We start from the raw sequence: 17,992 nt of genomic DNA, 5'->3' as shown, positions 1-17,992 counted from the left end.
CGGGCCCCCCCCCCCCCCCCCCCCCGCCCCCCCCCCGCGCCCCCCCCCCCCCCCCCCCCCCCCCCCCCCCCCCCCCCCCCCCCCCCCCCCCCCCCCCCCCCACTACAGACAGAAACAACAACGCCGCCCGAAGGCGGCGTTGTTGTTGCACATCACACAGATTCGCTTACAAACCGCAGAAGCAGTACGCCAGCGACTTCACCGGTGCGCCATTGCGGTCCTTCACTGCGTCTTCGACGAAGCGCAGCTGGGTGTCCAGCTCCGGCATCTGCTTGGCGACCAGCATGCGCGCCATACCCGAGTCGGCCAGCATCCAGGCGCCGGCGCGGCTGCCGGCGAAGCCGGTCATGAACTGCGCGAACGGGGTGGCTGCCTTCTCGATGTAACGCACGCGGAACTTGTCGGAGTCACCCAGTTTGGCCAGCGTCGCGGCATGGTCGACCGCCGCCTTCAAACCACCGAAGGCATCAACCAGACCGCGCTCCTTGGCCTGCGCACCGCTCCACACACGACCGCGTGCGACTTCGTCCACCGCTTCAACCGGCTTGTTGCGTGCCGCTGCAACCTTGCCGGTGAAATCGGCATAGCCCTTGTTGATCACCGACTGGATCACCTGGCCCACGGCCGGGTCCATCGGCCGGGTCACATCGAACGCGCCAGCAAAACGGGTGGTACCGACACCGTCGGTATGCACGCCGATCTTGTCCAGGCTGCGGGCGAAGTTCGGGATCATGCCGAAGATGCCGATCGAGCCGGTGATGGTGGATTCGTCAGCATAGATGCGGTCGGCGTTCATGCTGATCCAGTAACCACCGGATGCAGCCATGTCACCCATCGACACCACCACCGGCTTGCCGGCGGCCTTGAGCGCTTCCACTTCACGACGGATCTGCTCGGAGGCGAATACTTCACCGCCCGGCGAATCCACGCGCAGCACCACAGCCTTCACGTCGTCATCGTCGCGGGCTTCGCGCAGCAATGCCGAGGTCGACACGCCGCCGATGCGGCCAGCCGGCAGGTCACCGCCGGAGATTTCGCCTTCGGCCACCACCACGGCGACCTGCGGACGCGAATCCACCGGCGAGCGGCGCGCGTCGATCTGGGTGAGGTAGTCCCCCAGGCCGATCTGGCGATAGCCGCCATCGGCATCGCCGTCGGCCACGCCACGTTCGGTCAACAGAGCATCCACTTCCTCGCGGGTCTTCAGACCGTCCACCAGCTTCTGCTGCAGGGCGAAACGGGCGAGGTCGCCTTCGGCGGCGGCAATGCCCTCCGGCAGCGTGTCGATGCCGGCGGCCAGCTGGGCGGCGTCGAGCTTGCGTGCCTTGGCGATGTCGCCCAGGTAGCGCTGCCACACATCGTTCATCCAGAACAGGTCGGCTTCCTTGGCCTGCGGCGAGGCGGCGTCGAGCACGTAAGGCTCGGCGGCGGACTTGAACTCACCCACCTTGAACAGGTGCACGTCCACGCCCAGCTTGTCCTGCAGGCCGCTGCGGAAGTACTGGCGGTACCGGCCCAGGCCCTCCAGCAACAGACCACCCATCGGATCCAGGTACACCTCATCGGCCTGCGCGGCCAGCAGGTACTGCGACTGGCCCATGTTCTCGCTGAAGGCGACGACCTGCTTGTTGGCAGCACGCAGATCCTGCAGCGCGGCGGTGACCTCACGCATCGAGGCGAAGCCACTGGGCTGCAGCTTGTCCAGCTGCAGCACCACGCGGTTGATCTTCTTGTCGTCCTTGGCCGCTTCGATGGCGCGGATCAGGTCGCGCAGCTGCAGCTCTTCGGCATTGGTTTCACCCAGCGCCTTGCCCAGCGCACGGCTGAGCGGGTCGGTGCTGTACTGCTCGACCAGACGGCCTTCCGGCGCGATCACCAGGGTGGTGCCTTCCTGCAGCAGCGTCGTCGATGAAGCGCCCTTGCCCACGGCGACCATCAAGCCGATCAGGATCAGGAACAGCAGGCCGAAGAACAGCAGGTTGAGGATCAACCGGCGGGTGAAGTTCATCACGTCCCAGATGCCGATGAAGAAGCTGGCAACAGGATTGCGGCGTGGCACTGGAGGGGGATTCATGGACGCTCCGGTTGGGGCTGGTTGCAAGTCAGGATACGCATAACCGGACGCTGCCGGCATGGCCTTTAAGTCAGGGGGCAGCCTGGGTGATGAGCCGGCCGCTGCTGACCCGCAGCCGCCAGCCCAACAGCACCGCGGCCACGGTCAAACCAATGATCAGACCGATCCACATGCCCTGCGGCCCCCAGCCCAGACCCAGTCCGAGCCCGGCACCGACCGGCATGCCAACGCCCCAATAGGCGAACATGGCGATGAACATCGGCACGCGGGTGTCCTTGAGCCCACGCAGGGCGCCAGCGGACAGCACCTGGATGCCATCGGGGATCTGGAAGGTGGCTGCATACAACAACAAGGTGGAGGCCAAAGCGGCCACCGCAAGGTCGTCGGTATACAGCCCGACCACCGCGTCATGGCCCAGCAGCAAGGCGGTGATCGACACCATCTGGGTCACCAGCACAATGGCGTAGCCGGCCCAGGTGGCGCGGCGCACGCCCAGCGGATCGTTGCTGCCGACCGCATGGCCGACCCGCACGGTGGTGGCCTCGGCCACGCCCATCGGGATCATGAAGCACAGCTGCGCCACGTTGATCGCGATCTGATGGGCACTGGCCTCGGTGGCACCGATACGGCCGATCAGCAACGCGGTGATGATGAACAGACCGCCTTCCATCAACACGGTGATGCCAATCGGCAGACCGGTACGCAGCAGGTCCCAGATCGCGCGCGGGCGCGGCAGTTCAAAGTGGCTGAACAACTGCAGGTGGGCGAAGCGCTTGGTGGTCCACAGGTAGGTCGCAAAGGCCAGCGCCTGCACCCACATGGTTACCGAAGACGCGATGCCCAGCCCTGCTGCGCCCAGCTCGGGGAAGCCGAACTTGCCGTTGCACAGCGCATAACCCAATGGCCCCAGCACCAGCAGGCCACCGAAACCGATCAGCATGGTCGGCAAGGTCCAATGCATGCCTTCACTGAGATAGCGCATGCAGAAGTACAGGGTCAGTGCCGGCACGCCCCAACGGATGGCATGCAGGAAGTCGGTGGCACCGGGCACGATATCAGGGGCAATACCGAACGCCGGCAGGAAGGCCGGCACCACGCTGAGGAACAGGAACATCAGCGCGCTCAAGCCCACGCCCAGCCACAGTGCCTGGCGGAACAAGGGGCCGATTTCGCGATCACGGCCAGCGCCGTGCAGCTGCGACACCGAAGCGGTGAGCGAGATCAAGGTGCCGATCGGCACCAGCATCGGCAGCCATAGCAGGGCGGTACCGATGCTGACCGCAGCAAAGGTATCGGTGCCGTGGTGGCCGGCAATGGTGTTGTCGACAAAGGCGATCAGACCGGTGGAAACGTGGCCCAGCACCAGCGGCAGGGCGAGCAGACCGGTCGTCCGCACTTCTTGCATGAAGCGCGGCGTGGCGGGAGACATGGACATAAAACACAGGGACGCAGACTACGGCCGGCGCAGGAAGCGCACAGATGCCGGGTTGCGGAGTGCGCCTATTCTAGCGTGGCAACGCTGTTGTGCCGCCGCACCGCGGATGAACGAGTGGTGCGGGGCGGCATTACGTGGAACTCAGCCGCCTACTTTTTCACGCAGCCAGGCATCGCGCTGGGCCGGCGCCAAGGCCAGCAGCTGGGTGCGCAACTCGTCGCGCTGCTGCGGAGGCGTGCGCTGCGAGATCAGGCTCAGTTGCTCCAGCTGGCCGGCAGTGAGCTGGCGCAACAAGGCAATCACCGGCTCGCGTTCGGCCGCCGGCAGGTAACCCAGCAGAGGCTGCAGGCGCGGATACAAGGCCCCCAGCTGCGGGCCCAGCAACCAACCGTCGCGGTGCATCTTGTCGATGTCCATGTAGCGCGCGCGCAGAGCTTGGCGCTGGTCATCAGGCAGTGCCGCCAGCGTCGCCGCCGCCTGGCGGATGCGCTGTCGTTCGTTGTCGGGCAGTGCCTGCCAGGCCGCATAGCGGCTGCGAACCTCACGCCGCTGCGCCGGGCTCATCGAAGCCCAACTATGCTGCGTGCCGACCACGCTGCTGGCAGCGGGTGCGGACGGCATGATCGGCACCGCGGTTGGCGCGGCGGCATGCAATGGCAGCGCGACGCACAGGACCAGACCGGCCAAACCCAACTTACTCATCCGCATCCGTCGTCTCCAGGGCTGCGCCGGCCGGCTCTGGACGGCTCGGCTGCGGCTGCGACTCGTCCACCGGGATCGGGCCACCGGCGGCATACCAGGCATGGAAGTCAGCATCTCTGGCTGTGTCCAGGGCGGGATCGGCCAGCATCAGCGTGTCGGCCGCAGCGTGCGGGTCGTCACCCGGCCCCGCCGGTGTGCTGTCGTCAGGCAGTTCCTCAACCTGTACCGGGCCGTTGTCGACCAGGCCGTTGCCTTCATTCGGTGAAGCGGCCACCAGCGTATGCGAACGCCACCACCACAGCGCAACCACCGCCAGCAACAGCAGCGGCAGGCATAGCAGCAACCAGGTCCGCAGCGTCCAGGGCTTGGACTGCCTGCGCCGCGGTGGCGGTTTGTGACGGCGCGGGTCTTCCACAGGCGCTGTGGCGGGCGCGGGTGCGCTCGGCGCCGAGCGTGACGGCAAGGCACCGGTGATGACCGATTCGCGCAGCTGCTCGAGCTGCTGCAGGCGCGGCGGCGACAGATCACGGATCCGCGCCTGCACCTGCTCGGCCAAGGCGCGCCAGCTGGCGGCATCCGGTCGGCCAGCGGCATCCAGGGGACAGGCATCCGCCAGCGCCTGCCGGTAGGCATTGGCATCCACACCCAGCACTGCCGATGCCGCCGCTTCATCCAGACCGGCGCCGATGCGCAGCAACAGCGCCAGGCGTTCGCCCGCAGCCAAGCTGCCCAGGTGCGCCAACTCCGGCTCCCAGCTGCCGGGGTTGGCCGGCTTCAGCAGTTGCGGGGTGCTGCATAGCAGGGCCCAGAAGCGAGCCGGCCATTCCACCATCAGCAACTGCGCGGCGGGGCCGACAAAGGCACGCATGGCAACCGCCACGGCACGCTCGCCAACGGCGACATCGCCGGCCTGCAATTCAGCAACGACCAGGGCGCGGCGTTCTACCCCGCGCAAGAAGGCGGACAGAGCATTGGCTGCGGCCGGCGAAAGAGGGGCTGGTGCAGCCATCATGTGAACTCCGTCATGCCGTGATGATACCGAGCACACACCGCACTGCAGACGCCCCAGGCCAACACCGGGCCGATTCTGCAAGCGCCTGCAACAACTTGTGCACAGCGTCAATACGCTGTGACATTTCTGCCGCGCACGCCGCCGCGAGACTGTGTTTCGTTTTTGTTTCACGGACAAGTTGTTGATTTTAATCGATAATTCAATGTGGCTATTTTTTGTCCAAGTTGACCCAGAGGCTTGATCCATCGCCTTGAACGCGTGGAGCACATTACTCGCCCACAGAGTTATCCACAGGAAATGTGGATAAGAGTAAATTCCCAAGCGCAGCCAGCGTTTACGCCTCATTTATGCAGGACTTCACTGCATATGGACGAGGGTAAATAGCGAAGGCCAAATCAGCCGCTGCCGCTAAACTGGCGGTATGCCTGCCTGCCCCACCCTACGCATCGCCCTGCCGGTGCCCTTGCCACAACTGTTCGACTACCTGCCGCCCGTTGGCAGCCCGCCCCCCCGGGAGGAGGATGTCGGCCGGCGACTGCGGGTGCCGTTCGGCCCGCGCGAGCTGGTCGGGGTGGTCGAGTCGATCGGCCAGGGGGATGATCCGGCCGCCCTGCGCCCGGCCCTGCAATGGCTGGATGACAGCGCGTTACTGCAGGGTGAGCTGAGTGCGTCGCTGCGCTGGCTGGCACGCTACACCCACGCCCCGCTCGGCGAGGTGTTCGCCACCGCGCTGCCGGCGCCGCTGCGTCGCGGCGATCCACTGCCCGATACCCACGGCTGGGCCTGGGAGCTGACCGAGGCCGGTCGCGCCGGTTACGACCGCCTGCGCAGCGGTACCCGCCCGCAACGGCTGGCCACACTGCTGCTGGACGGCGCAGTCAACGAGGATCTGCTGGACGAGCAGCTGGAAGACTGGCGCAGCGCGTCCCGCGCGCTACTCAAGCGTGAGCATGTCCAGCGCATCGAAGTGCCGGCGGTGATCCCGCAGCCGCGCATCGTCGCCGGCCCGCAACCGAATCCGCAGCAGCAAGCGGCGATCGATGCGCTGCAGGCAGCTGATGGTTTCCAGCCCTTCCTGCTCGACGGCGTCACCGGCAGCGGCAAGACCGAGGTCTATCTGCAGGCGATCTGCCATTGCCTGCAACAAGGCAAGCAGGCGCTGGTGCTGGTGCCGGAGATCGGCCTGACTCCGCAGACATTGCAGCGTTTCCGCAGCCGCTTGGGCATTCCCGTGCATGCGCTGCATTCGGGCTTGAACGATAACGAGCGCGCACGCGTGTGGGCCGCCGCTTCGCGCGGCGAAGCGCGGGTGATCGTCGGTACGCGCTCGGCGATCTTCACCCCGTTGCCGCAGGCCGGCCTGATCGTCATCGACGAAGAGCACGATGGCAGCTACAAGCAGCAGGACGGGATCCGTTACCACGCACGCGACTTCGCGATGGTGCGCGGCAAGGCGCTGGACGTGCCGGTAGTGCTGGGCAGCGCAACCCCATCGTTGGAGTCGCTGCATAACGCACGCAGCGGCCGTTACACCCATCTGCGCCTGCAGCAACGCGCCGGTGATGCCAAACCACCTGGTGTGCGCGTGTTCGATGTGCGCAAGCGACCATTGCAGGATGGCCTGTCACCGGAAGTATTGGTTGGCATCGAGCAGCACCTGAAAGCTGGCAGCCAGGTGTTGGTGTTCAAGAACCGCCGCGGTTATGCGCCGGTGCTGCTCTGCCATGACTGCGGCTGGACCGCACCGTGCAAACGCTGCAGCACGCCGCTGCACAAGACACCGATGACCGTGCATGATGGCGGTCGCCGCCTGCAATGCCACCACTGCGGCGCGCGCCAGCCGGTGCCCTTGGCCTGCCCGGATTGCGCCAGCCTGGCATTGCAGCCGCAGGGCATTGGCACCGAGCGCCTGGAAGAACGCCTGCTGCAGTTGTTTCCGGACTACCCGGTGCTGCGCATCGACCGCAGCACCACCAGTCGTCGTGATGCGCTGGAGCAGACGCTGGCAAGCCTGGGCGACCAACCCGGCATCCTGGTTGGCACGCAGATCCTGGCCAAGGGCCACGACCTGCCGAAGCTGACCTTGGTAGTCGTGGTCGGCATTGATGAAGGCCTGTTCTCCGCCGACTTCCGCGCCAGTGAGAAGCTCGCCCAGCAATTGATCCAGGTCGCCGGCCGCGCTGGCCGTGCCGAGCGCCCCGGCGAGGTCTGGTTGCAGACACATCATCCGGACAACGCCTTGCTGCACACCTTGGTCAACGGTGGTTACCACGCCTTTGCCGATGCCGAATTGCTGCAGCGTGAGGCCGCTGGATTTCCACCGTTCGCGCATATGGCACTGCTGCGTGCAGAAGCGAAACAGGTGGAGCAGGCCAATGAGTTCCTGGCCGCGCTCAAACACCTGATCCCCAAGCAGAACGATGTCGAACGCTTTGGACCGATGCCTGCACCGATGCCGCGTCGCGCAGGCTTCCAGCGCACGCAGTTGCTGTTGTCAGCCGATCAGCGGCGGCCGCTGCATGCAGCACTGGATGGACTGATGCTGCAGGCCTATGGCTTGCCGCAAGCACGGCGCGTGCGTTGGTCGTTGGATGTCGACCCGATGGATCTGTATTGAGGGCTGTCGCGGCCTGTAGAGCCGAGCCATGCTCGGCTCAGGCATTACCGGTGAAGCCTCTTGCCGAGCATGGCTCGGCACTACATTGGCCTTTCTGCCGAGCATGGCTCGGCACTACGCTGCTATCTGTAGAAATCGGCGATCTGCGCGGTGAACTGCTGTGGGTTGGCACCGACCAGGTTGGTCAACACCACGACCGCCAAGCCTTCATCCGGGTAGACCAGCAACGCCGCGCGTGCGCCGCCGAAGCTGCTGATCTGGCGCCGCCCCTGCGCTTCGGACACCGGCCAACCTGCTGACCAGGCACCGACACTGCCATCGTTCAAACGCTCAGCCGCCCACATGCGTGCAAGGCTGTCCGCGCTCAACACGCGATGCTGCAACAAGGCCGCCAACCATTGCGCCAGTTCCCCTGCGCTGGTCTGGATGCCACCGCCTGCCCATAGACCATGCGGCACGTCGTAGAACCAGTGCGACAGCCTCTGCGGCGTATCGGCCGCATCACTGCTGCGTGGGAAGAAGCTGTACATCGTTGCCGCATTCGGCACCAGGTCGTAGCTGTCGCCGAACGTTACGTGGCGCACTCCCAACGGCTCGAACTGACCAGAGGCCAGATAGTCCTCGTAGGCCTTGCCACTGCGCTGGGCGATGATCCTGGCCAGCAAGCCATAGTTGGTCTGGTTGTAGACGAACTGCGCGCCGGGCAGCGCCTGCATCGGCTGTTGTTCCACCAATTGCCATGCCTGCGCTTCGGAGCCACCTCCCACAAGTCCGTCCGCATCTACGATGTCCGGCAAGCCGGAGGTGTGCGCAAGCAACTGGCGTACGCGGATGCCCCGCCATGCGGCCGGCAACTGCTGCAGGTAGGTGGATAACGGCGCGTCCAGATCCACCTTCCCAGCCTCGACCAGCTGCATGATCGCCACACCGGTGAATGCCTTGGTCGCCGAGTTGATCGGAAACAAGGTGGTGGCTGTCGCCGCCACCTTGTTCTCCACATTGGCAAGGCCATGCGCTTCGGAGAACACCACGCGACCGTCCTTGACCACGGCCACCTGCATGCCGGGGATACCGCGCTCCTTCATCGTCACCGCGATGAAGCGGCGCGTCGCCTCATCGGCAGCGTCACGCGTTGCAGCGAGCGCGGATAGAGGATGGAAGAGAAGCACGGCCAGCAGGCACAGCAGGAGTCGTGGTGCGGCCAATTGCATTGTCTGGTTCCGGTTGTGGGCGGCAGGAGTATGTCGCAGCGGGGCGTTGTGTATACCCACTTCCGGTTTGGATGCAGGAAGCATTGAAAAGGTTTGAACCGGCGGCCGGCCCCGCCCCCGGTTGTGCTGGAACCCGTCCGCTCAATGCTGCAATAGCGACTGCATGGCCAGCTGTTCGCGCACGATCACACGCCACGCCTCGCTGCCGGCGGTCCCTTCAATCAGGTTGCGGATGCAGGCGTCGTGGAAGATCCATCGGCTGCAGCATGTTCTCGTCGCAGGCCGTGTCACGGCCTGCCGGGACATGCCAGATCGGTCGCTGGTTTCCTCGCCTTGTGCGTTGCGCATAAGCGATGAGGCGCAGCCGTCCATCCGCCTGCGCCGGCATCAAAGATCGAGGCCAAAACCAAGGCCTGCGGATTTTTCCCCGCCACCGAAGGCGCCACCCAACGAGAACGAACCGCGCGCGCCAACGCGCACACCATAGCCAAGCGACAGTGCCTGCTCACCGCCCTGGAAACCCGCGCCCACTGCAACCCGGCCACGCGCGCTTTGCCCCCCGGCTGCATTCATTGCCATGTTGGTCATCGCCGATGTCATCGCCCCCATACGGTCGATGCGCCGGTCCTGATCATGCAGGCGTCGATTCACCCCATCGTTGAAACGGGTGAAGTCATCGCTGAACGCGGCAACGGCGGCATCGGTATATGCCCGCGCGCTGCCAAGCGACTGCGTTGTCGCTGTATCGGTGTACTGGTTGGCCGATGCCAGGGTTGCACTGTCGCCGGCATTCACTTCCGCACGCACCGCTGCAACGCGGGTATCGGTATAGCCCGAGGCCGCCGCCAGCGTGGCGGTATCACCTGCATCTGCATGGGCTTGCGCTGCTTGCAGGGCGACGGCCTGGCCGCCGGCCAATTGCTGATCGGTGTACTGCATTGCAGAGACCAGAGTCGCCGCATCACCGCTGGCAGCGATCGCGGCCAAGCTGCTGTTCTGCGTGGACAACGCGCTGTCCAGCGCTCCCAGTGCGGCCCCCACTTGTTGGTAACTGACGTTCTGGACGATGTAGCTTGGTACGGTGAAGCTGCCGCCAACGTAGCTCGCATTACCGCCAAGCGCAGCTGCCAACGCACCCAGCTGGGTGAGATTGACCGCATCGCTGCCGTTGATGCCAGCAGCCACGTTGCTTATGCGCCTTTTCAAACTTGCCGAGCCCACCGAGACCACGTTGGCAGCACCTTCATCGCTGCTGCCAGCGCCCAGCGCAACCGAGCCACCACCGGCAGCTACCGCGTTCCGGCCGATGGCGACGTTGTTGTCCGTGCCCGGAGCGCCCGTTGGGGCCGAGAAACCGCAGCACATGTCATTGCCAACGCCACCGTTGCCGGCCTGGCTGCCATCGCCCAGGGCGATGTTGAAGTTGCCGCCGGCGCCGCCATTGCCGCCCGTGCCACCCGCGCTGCCCTGGCCGCCCCTTCCACCGTTACCCGCACTGCTGTTGGTACCGAACGCCAGGTTGTAGGTTCCTCCATTGCCACCGATACCACCGGTCCCCCCGGCGGTGCCATTTGAGCCCTGCCCGCCCATGCCGGCCGAGCTGCCTTGCCCGAATGCGGTGTTGCCGGTGGCATTGCCCAGCCCGCCAGCGGAGGTGCTCCAGCCCAGCATGTTCGGGCCTGCGGGCCCGTCTCCCCCCACCCGGCTGCCGTCCTGGCAGGCGATGGCGCCGGTGCTCGTGTCCTGTGTGCAAGGTGCCGTCGGCGCGCTGCCGCCAACGACTTCAGCGGCCTGCGCCGGCAACATTGGCAGCAGGGCAAGCATGGCGGCCGCCGCCAGCGGCCCAGCCTTGGTAACGACATGACGGTTCATGATGGAATCCCCCGAATCAGCAAGGGGGAAAGCTAATGCCCGGCCAGCCAATCGCGCATCCACGAAATCAGGTAGTCGGCGTGCCGTAGGCCGGTCACGCCATCAGCGGCAGCACCAGCGCCAGCCGGGTACCCGTGCCATTGGCAGCAGGTGATACCTGCAACTCCCCGCCCAACCTGCGCGCGCGCAGCCGCATGCTGGCCAGTCCAGCACCGGTGCGCGCCGCAACCGCTCCGTGAGCGCCCTGCGCCAGGCCAACCCCGTCGTCGTCGATATGCAGTTGCAGCTGGTCGCCCTGCCTGCGCAGATAGACATCCACGCGCTGCGCGCGGCTGTGCTTGAACACATTGGTCAGCGCTTCCTGCAGCAGGCGCAGCAGATCGAGGCTGCGGGTGGCGCCAAGCTCGATCCCATCGATGTCCTGCAGGTGCCAGTGGGCCTGGATGTCGACCGCGTCCAGCAAGCCACTGGCGCGATGTCGCAGCGGCACCAGCAGCTCGGCCAGATCGGCCTGCTCGCGGGCAGTGCTGTCGATGACCAGGCGCAGGTCGTCACGCATCTCGCGCAACACGCCGATCACCTGCTCGCGTGGCGTGTCATCCGGCGCCTGCTCCAGGCGGGCGATTGCACCGACCAAGGTGCCGCCAAAACCATCGTGCAGGTCACGTACCAGTTGCAGGCGCTCACCGGCACGGCTGTGCGACAGCTCCAGGGCATGCTGTTGCTGCAAGGTGTCGGCCAACTGCGTGGTGGCCTGCTGCACCTCATGGCGCAATTCGGCATTGAAGCCTTCCACACGCTGCATGGTGTTGGCGAAGCGATAGGCCAGCACGAAACCCATGCCAAGCAGCATCAACGGCGAGGTGAACGAGCCCAGATAACTGACCCCGCCATACCAGCCCATGTAGACGCCAAGATCGTGCAGCGACACCGCGATCGGCAGGATGATGCACAGTGCCAGCACCTGGTAATCACGCCGGCCACTGCGCAGTGCATAGCCCATGAAAGTGAACGAGACCACGTACAGGAAGGCGATGGTCGGCACCAGATAGACATTGCGGTGCGGCCCCATCCATTGCGGCCACAGCAAGGCACCTGCCATCACCAATACGGCGAAGGCCAGCAGTACCCGCTCCAGGCGCGGCCAGCGCCGCTCGCAGAAGCGCAGCAGGAATACCGTATGGGCGGCAGCGCCGGCCACATAGCAGGCGCCAATGAAGGCCTGCCATGCATCGGTTGTGGCGAACGGCCACGGGCTGCTGGCAAAGAAGTTGCTGTCGTACAGACGGCCAAATACCGCGCTAAGCGCGTACCAGCCGTACATCGACTCCTTGCGCCGCAGCAGCCAGAACAAGCCGATCACCGCCGCCAGCACGAAGCCGATGGCGCTATCCAGGACCTGCAGGTCGTGGCGGACGAAAATGGCCTTGCGATAACGCGCCTGCAATTCCTTCGGATCGCCTACATCCACCACGCCGAGTGAGGGCTGGTAAGCCGCCAGGCCGGACACGCGCACCAGCAGCTCATTCTCACCCTGTCGCAGCAGCGGCGACTGCAGCAGGAAGTAACGCGGTACATGCCAGCTGCGTGACAGCGGTTCGACCAGCGATGCATCACGATCGATCAAGCTGCCGTTGAGATACACGGCCGCCGCCATGCAGGTGTAATCCAGCAGCAAGCCGGTTGGCTGATTGGCATCGCTCTGCTGCCAGCGCAGGCGATACCAGACCACTCCATCGTGATCCGGCCAGCGCGTCTGCCATTGGTCAGCCAGTGGCACCTGCACCCAGCCCTGCGCAGGCGCTGCCGGCGATTGCCAGTCAGCGCGCACAGCCTCCGCATGGGTGATGCGGCTGATGCCCGCTGTCTGCGCGCTCGCACTGCCCACACAAGCGGCCAACAGCAGCAGCAACAGCCAGCGGATCAAGGCAGCAGTCCCATCGCGCGCGCCTCGTATACCGCAGCGGTCCGCGACCCCACCGCCAGCTTGCGGTAGATGTTGCGGGTATGGGCTTCGATGGTGAGCCGCGACAAGCCGAGCAGGTCGGCGATCTCGCGGTTGCCATAGCCCTGTGCGACATGGCTGAGGATGCCGAGTTCACGTTCTGACAGATGCACGCTGGGAATTGGTGGTGCGGCGACAGGTGGCTGTGCGGCGGGCAGTAATGCCAGGATCCGCCGCGCGATCATCGGGTCGATCGGCGCGCCGCCGCGTTGCAGGCTGCGCAGCGCCACCGTCAGCTCGAGATCGTCGCGGTCCTTGAGCAGGTAGCCGATGGCGCCTGCGCGGAGCGCGGCGAAAATGGTTTCTTCCTCGGCGAACGCGGACACGATCACCGCCTGCAGCTGCGGTAGGTGCTGCTGCATCCAGCTGATCAGGTCGGTACCTGTGCCGTCGGGCAGCTGCATGTCTACCAGGGCCAGGTCGAAGTGGTGGGTCTGCAGAAGTGTGCGGGCGCTGCCGAGAGTGTCGGCCGTATGGATCTGCGGCGCTTGCTCGACCAGCAATTCAGCCACGAGCCGGGCCAGCCTCGCCAGCGAAGCTGCGTCGTCGTCGATGATCAGGATGGAAGACAGCTCCATCGGCCCCCGCCATGGTCCGTGTTGTGGCGGAGTTTAGCGTGCTCTTACGGTTGGCTTGTGATGGGCTGCGGGCGATTGATCGGATTGGGGCAGTCTGGCAACGCCCAGCCTTTCCCCAGTGGCAACCAAGGGGGAGGAAGTCCAAGGGCACAAGCTGCCCTCACCCCAACCCCCGCTCCGCGCCCCGGCCCTTGCGCCGGCGCAAGGGCGTTCGAGGGAGCAGCGAACCGGTGGTTCGCAAACTGCCCCTCTTACCCCGCGTGCGGGAGAGGGGCTCAAGCATTGCAACTGCTTGGCCTTACCAGGTACGGCGCAGCGGGTGGGCTTCGGTGTTGAAGACGATGCCGTCGAAGTCCAGGGTCTTGGCCGGGGCGAACAGCAGGTAGTAGTACTTGAACGTCTCGGCGAACAGGAAGCTCTCCATCGAGTCGTCCTTCTCCTTGCTGCGTACGTCCTTCAGCGCGGAGAAGCCGTGATCGGTGCGGGTGTAACGCACGAAGTCATCGAAGAACTCCTTGCCCATGCCGCGGTAACGCGCGTCACCGGTGTAATGGTGCAGGTAGTACGCCGACTCGACGATCTCCGGACGCAGCGCGTAGCTCGGCGAGCGCACTTCCATCTTGGCGTAGTCCAACGACTCCGGCTCGATGTCGTGCAGGCGCCACATCTTCAGGTTGGATTCCTGCAGGCGCTTGGCGCGATCCAGGTCACCGCCCAGGGCCAGCAGGCCCGGCATGAACGCGTCCAGCGCGCCGTAGGTGGTGGAGGTGCGGGCACCGGTGTCCATGTCGGCATGGCCGTACCACAGCTCGCCTTCGCGGGATTCATCGGCCAGGTACTGGTTGATCGGGCCGATGCTCTCGTCCCACATCTTCTTGCAGTCCTCGTCGCCGAACAGCTTCCAGCACTTGAGCAGGTACTCGTAGTACGAGTCGATGCCGCCAGCGATCGAGGCGTCCTTGTTGGTCCATTCGCCGGTTTCGACATTGATGTTCAGGCCAACGAGGCCGATCTTGGAGCGGCGTTTGTGGGTTTCCACCAGAGCGCGTTTGGCCTTGTCGTAATACGCCTGCTTGCCGGTGAGCTTGGCCAGGGTGCCGAATTCCAGCAGCAGCGTGCCGGTTTCAGCCGGGTTGCTGATCTTGCCGCTGGTCTTGCCGGTATGCAGGTTGACGTGGGTGTACGGCAGACCGGTCGGGCTGTCGAAGACCGGCGACAGACGCGTACCCAGGTCATCGGCGAGCTTGAGCAGGCGCTCGTCGTTGGTCATCTGGTAGGCCGACAGCAGGCCACCGAGCAGACGGATGGTGACCTCGAAGTTCTGTACGTCCATGTCCTGGTCGAAGGACAGCTGGGTGACGATCAGCTCACGGGCTTCGTTGGCCTCCTTGTCCAGGCCGAGCAGCAGCAGCGTGTCCAGCGCGTCGACCGGCGACATCAGCAACGGCTTGGGATACCAGTCGCGCGGCTGGCCGCTGATCGGCTTCAGATCGTCGTGGCCCTTGGCGTACTGCATGTAACCCTGCCAGGCATGGCGGGTGGCCTCACGGACCTGCTCGGCCATGCGTGCGGCTTCGGCGTCATCGACGGCTGGAAGCGCGGCATCAGCCGGTGCAGCAGCTGCGGCCGGTGCGGCCGGGGTGGTAGCGGGAGCGGCAGCCTGCTGACTGCAGGCGGAAAGCGCCAGCATCAGCGCGGCGACCAGGGGGGCGGTACGCAGGGAACGGGTCATCAGTGAATCCTCTCGACGGAAGCGTTGTCTTGCGATGCAACGGGACGGGACTGCAAGGTGTCGCCCAGCGTCTGCAGGTGCAGGGCCGTGCGCAGGGTGGAAAGCGGTGCGGTGCTGCGCACGACCAGCGTGCGGCTCTGCCCGGGCAGCAGATCGAAGGCATTGTCTTCGACGCTGGCGTTGGCATTGTTGAAGCCGATCCAGATGCCGCGCACCAGTTTGTCGGCGTGCAGCTGCAGCAGGTAATGATCGCCTTCGGCGCGCAACTCACTGTGCAGCTGTGCCGGTTGCAGGGCTTGCTGCTTGGCGGGGGCGAAATAGACAAGGCGCTGTGCCAGTACTGCGCCATCACGCAGCAGTTCGAATACAGCGACGCTGCGGCTTGGATCAGCGCCTTGCAGCAACTCGGCGTCGCTGAAGCGTGCAACCTCGGTGGCTGACAGCGCCGGCAAGCCTATGGTCTTGCGCTGCTGCTGCAGCTCCCGCCCATCGAAATCCAGCACGCGCACACGCCACTGCCCGTGCACTGGCTCGCGGCCATCGTTGAGCAGACTGAAACGGGTACTGCCTTCATCGCGCAGCGCAGCCACCGCGACATCGGCGAAGAAGCGGCGAGCATGGAAGTTCAGTGCCTTCCAATTGCCGTAGTAATCCACGCTGGACCAGGATGCACCGGGCCAAACATCGTTGAGCTGCCAGTACAGCGAGCCCATCGTGTACGGACGCGAGGCGCGGTGGTGCAGTGCTGCAAGCTCGATGCCTTCGGCCTGCATCATCTGGCTCAGGTAGACGAAGTCGGGGAACGAACGCGGGGTTCCAAATTCCATCTCGATGTAGTGCAGCAGGCGCTCATTGCCTTTGCCAGCCAGGAACTTCTGGTGCGCCTCGATCACCGGCCCATCCACCTGCTGCTCTTCCGGCGTGGCGAAGGCGTTGATGGTCGACAACTGCGGCCAGGCCTGCAGGCCGTACTCGGACATGAAGCGCGGGGTTTCCTTCAGGTAAGCCGTCGGCGGCAGCGCCGGGTTACCCCAGACTTCCCAGTAGTGCTTGTCACCGCGACGCGAGTCGTTGGCCTTGGTATCCAGATCATTGCTCGGCGAACTGGCCCAGTACGGCACGCCCAAGCCTTCTTCGGCGACCACGTTGCGCAAGTCCTTGCCGAACAGGTCCACATAACCCTGCCAGACCTTCCCGGCGAAGACCGGATCGGCTTCCTTCAAGGTCTTGCCGTGGCCCCAATCCTTCCACGCGGTTTCTTCTTCGTTGTTGCCACACCACAGCACGATGCTGGGGTGATGCCGCAGGCGGCGGATATTGTCGCGCGCTTCAGCCACAACATTTGCCCGGAATGCGGGGTCATAACCCGGCTGCATGCCGCCGCCGAACATGAAGTCCTGCCACACCAGTAGACCGAGTTCGTCGGCGATGTCGAAGAAGGCATCGTCTTCGTAGTAGCCACCGCCCCAGTTGCGCAGCATGTTCATGTTGGCATCGCGTGCGGCCTGCAGGTCGCGGCGCAAACGCTCGCGGGTTACCCGTGCCGGGAAGGCATCAAACGGAATGACATTGGCACCCTTGGCGAACACCGGCACGCCATTGATGACGAAGCCGAAGCCCTGCCCGCCGTCCTTGTCCGCTTCGCGTTGCAGCTGCACGGTGCGCAGGCCGATGCGGATACTGGATTCCAGTGTTTCCTGCTTGCCGTCGCCCAGCCGTGCCTGCACGGTGTAACGATCCTGCGCGCCGTAACCTACCGGCCACCAGCGCCGCGGCTTGTCGATCTGCAAGGGCAGCGACACGCTGTTCTCACCCGGCGTCAGCGCGACATCGCGCTTGATCTGCGCGACCGTCTCGCCGTCCGGATCCCGCACATCAATGACGATCTGCTGGGTCGCGGCCTTGTCTGCCTGCTCCACCTGCAGCAGCACGTTCAAGTCGGCCTTGTTAGCATCCAGCGCGTCGGTGCGCACAGCCAGATCGGTGATGCGCTGTTGATCCCAGCTATCCAGATGCACCTGTCGCCACACGCCGGCAGTGACATAGCGCGGGCCCCAATCCCAACCGAAGTGGTAGGCCGGCTTGCGTACGAAGTTGCCGACCATCGCATCCTTGGGCTCATCGCCGTAGGGCGAAGGATAGTTGCCGGCAATCTTGTGCGGCATCGCCTGCACCTGCGGCAGCAGCGTGCGGATCGGTGAACGGAACACGATCCGCAGTTCATTGCCCTGCGCACGCAGGCGGCCATCCACGCGTGCACGCCAGGTGCGGTGCGCGTTGTCGGCCTTCAGCAGCGGCTGGCCGTTGAGACGGACTTCGGCGAAGGTGTCCAGGCCATCGAATCGCAGTTCGGCGTGCGTGCGTGCAAGCGTTGTTGCATCCACATCGAAACGGGCGCGGTACTCCCAGTCAGCAAGGCCGATCCACTGCAGGCCGGCTTCAGCAGCACCAACATAAGGATCGCCGATCAGGCCTGCAGCCATCAGATCGGTGTGCACGCTACCCGGCACCGTTGCTTGCTTCCACGCATCCATGCCCGGATGCGCCTGCAGCTGTGCATCGCCCGGCAGCAGGCGGAAGTTCCACTGTGCCTGCAAGGGGGCAGCCAGCGCTGCGCTGGAAGTCAGCCACAGTGCGCAAAGCAACAGGCCCCGGCATGCGCGTTGAGCACGAATTTGTATCGATCCAAATTTCAGGTGCATGTGCTGCATGCTGCTTTCTCCCTGTTGCTGGTTCCGCTTCTGTTTCTGCTGA

12 protein-coding genes are annotated in these 17,992 nt (G+C 65.1%); 1 reads left to right on the top strand and 11 read right to left on the bottom strand.

The window, feature by feature from the left end:
* Nucleotides 1–166: 166 nt before the first annotated feature.
* The 4 genes from sppA to ACVOLV_RS14060 form a co-directional block, all read right to left on the bottom strand.
* On the bottom strand, nucleotides 167–2,074 hold the full coding sequence (gene sppA, locus ACVOLV_RS14075) for a signal peptide peptidase SppA (protein ID WP_481554943.1): 1,908 nt from the start codon (nucleotides 2,072–2,074) through the stop codon (nucleotides 167–169).
* A gap of 70 nt (nucleotides 2,075–2,144) precedes the next feature.
* The gene (locus ACVOLV_RS14070; RefSeq protein WP_481554942.1) at nucleotides 2,145–3,509 is read right to left on the bottom strand and encodes an MATE family efflux transporter; all 1,365 of its coding nucleotides are present in this window, start codon (nucleotides 3,507–3,509) and stop codon (nucleotides 2,145–2,147) included.
* A gap of 141 nt (nucleotides 3,510–3,650) precedes the next feature.
* Nucleotides 3,651–4,211 carry a DUF3106 domain-containing protein gene (locus ACVOLV_RS14065; protein WP_481554941.1) on the bottom strand — a complete coding sequence of 187 codons (561 nt, stop codon included), beginning with the start codon at nucleotides 4,209–4,211 and terminating at the stop codon, nucleotides 3,651–3,653.
* Nucleotides 4,204–5,223: a hypothetical protein gene (locus ACVOLV_RS14060; RefSeq protein ID WP_481554940.1), complete on the bottom strand. Its 1,020-nt coding sequence runs from the start codon at nucleotides 5,221–5,223 to the stop codon at nucleotides 4,204–4,206. Before ACVOLV_RS14060 ends, ACVOLV_RS14065 begins: the two co-directional genes overlap by 8 nt.
* Nucleotides 5,224–5,644: 421 nt before the next feature.
* Here ACVOLV_RS14060 and ACVOLV_RS14055 point away from each other — a divergent pair, with 421 nt between their 5' ends.
* Nucleotides 5,645–7,840: a primosomal protein N' gene (locus ACVOLV_RS14055; protein ID WP_481554939.1), complete on the top strand. Its 2,196-nt coding sequence runs from the start codon at nucleotides 5,645–5,647 to the stop codon at nucleotides 7,838–7,840.
* 122 nt (nucleotides 7,841–7,962) lie between these two features.
* Here ACVOLV_RS14055 and ACVOLV_RS14050 read toward each other — a convergent pair whose 3' ends face one another.
* The 7 genes from ACVOLV_RS14050 to ACVOLV_RS14020 form a co-directional block, all read right to left on the bottom strand.
* Nucleotides 7,963–9,051 carry a serine hydrolase domain-containing protein gene (locus ACVOLV_RS14050; RefSeq protein ID WP_481554938.1) on the bottom strand — a complete coding sequence of 363 codons (1,089 nt, stop codon included), beginning with the start codon at nucleotides 9,049–9,051 and terminating at the stop codon, nucleotides 7,963–7,965.
* A gap of 141 nt (nucleotides 9,052–9,192) precedes the next feature.
* Nucleotides 9,193–9,357 (bottom strand): hypothetical protein, encoded by a 165-nt coding sequence (locus ACVOLV_RS14045; protein WP_481554937.1) that lies wholly within the window; start codon nucleotides 9,355–9,357, stop codon nucleotides 9,193–9,195.
* Between the two features lie 81 nt (nucleotides 9,358–9,438).
* Nucleotides 9,439–10,923: a hypothetical protein gene (locus ACVOLV_RS14040; RefSeq protein WP_481554936.1), complete on the bottom strand. Its 1,485-nt coding sequence runs from the start codon at nucleotides 10,921–10,923 to the stop codon at nucleotides 9,439–9,441.
* Between the two features lie 94 nt (nucleotides 10,924–11,017).
* The gene (locus ACVOLV_RS14035; protein ID WP_481554935.1) at nucleotides 11,018–12,850 is read right to left on the bottom strand and encodes a sensor histidine kinase; all 1,833 of its coding nucleotides are present in this window, start codon (nucleotides 12,848–12,850) and stop codon (nucleotides 11,018–11,020) included.
* Entirely contained in the window at nucleotides 12,847–13,506 is a 660-nt protein-coding gene (locus ACVOLV_RS14030; RefSeq protein WP_481554934.1) for a response regulator, read from the bottom strand. Before ACVOLV_RS14030 ends, ACVOLV_RS14035 begins: the two co-directional genes overlap by 4 nt.
* 298 nt (nucleotides 13,507–13,804) lie before the next feature.
* Nucleotides 13,805–15,238 (bottom strand): glycoside hydrolase family 47 protein, encoded by a 1,434-nt coding sequence (locus ACVOLV_RS14025; RefSeq protein WP_303747786.1) that lies wholly within the window; start codon nucleotides 15,236–15,238, stop codon nucleotides 13,805–13,807.
* The gene (locus ACVOLV_RS14020; protein ID WP_481554933.1) at nucleotides 15,238–17,883 is read right to left on the bottom strand and encodes a beta-mannosidase; all 2,646 of its coding nucleotides are present in this window, start codon (nucleotides 17,881–17,883) and stop codon (nucleotides 15,238–15,240) included. The genes ACVOLV_RS14025 and ACVOLV_RS14020 overlap by 1 nt, the downstream gene beginning before the upstream one ends.
* Nucleotides 17,884–17,992: the final 109 nt, after the last annotated feature.

This window comes from Stenotrophomonas sp. STEN023 (genome assembly GCF_056760135.1).
The sequence above is the reverse complement of the archived record's forward strand: the minus strand, read 5'-3'. Positions and strand labels throughout refer to the sequence as shown.

What these genes read in the sequence shown, in the direction of transcription:
- sppA (WP_481554943.1), bottom strand. Translation starts at nt 2,074, where the DNA reads ATGAATCCCCCTCCAGTGCCACGCCGCAATCCTGTTGCCAGCTTCTTC.
- ACVOLV_RS14045 (WP_481554937.1), bottom strand. Translation starts at nt 9,357, where the DNA reads ATGTCCCGGCAGGCCGTGACACGGCCTGCGACGAGAACATGCTGCAGC.
- ACVOLV_RS14055 (WP_481554939.1), top strand. Translation starts at nt 5,645, where the DNA reads ATGCCTGCCTGCCCCACCCTACGCATCGCCCTGCCGGTGCCCTTGCCA.
- ACVOLV_RS14030 (WP_481554934.1), bottom strand. Translation starts at nt 13,506, where the DNA reads ATGGAGCTGTCTTCCATCCTGATCATCGACGACGACGCAGCTTCGCTG.
- ACVOLV_RS14050 (WP_481554938.1), bottom strand. Translation starts at nt 9,051, where the DNA reads ATGCAATTGGCCGCACCACGACTCCTGCTGTGCCTGCTGGCCGTGCTT.
- ACVOLV_RS14070 (WP_481554942.1), bottom strand. Translation starts at nt 3,509, where the DNA reads ATGTCCATGTCTCCCGCCACGCCGCGCTTCATGCAAGAAGTGCGGACG.
- ACVOLV_RS14025 (WP_303747786.1), bottom strand. Translation starts at nt 15,238, where the DNA reads ATGACCCGTTCCCTGCGTACCGCCCCCCTGGTCGCCGCGCTGATGCTG.
- ACVOLV_RS14060 (WP_481554940.1), bottom strand. Translation starts at nt 5,223, where the DNA reads ATGATGGCTGCACCAGCCCCTCTTTCGCCGGCCGCAGCCAATGCTCTG.
- ACVOLV_RS14065 (WP_481554941.1), bottom strand. Translation starts at nt 4,211, where the DNA reads ATGAGTAAGTTGGGTTTGGCCGGTCTGGTCCTGTGCGTCGCGCTGCCA.
- ACVOLV_RS14040 (WP_481554936.1), bottom strand. Translation starts at nt 10,923, where the DNA reads ATGAACCGTCATGTCGTTACCAAGGCTGGGCCGCTGGCGGCGGCCGCC.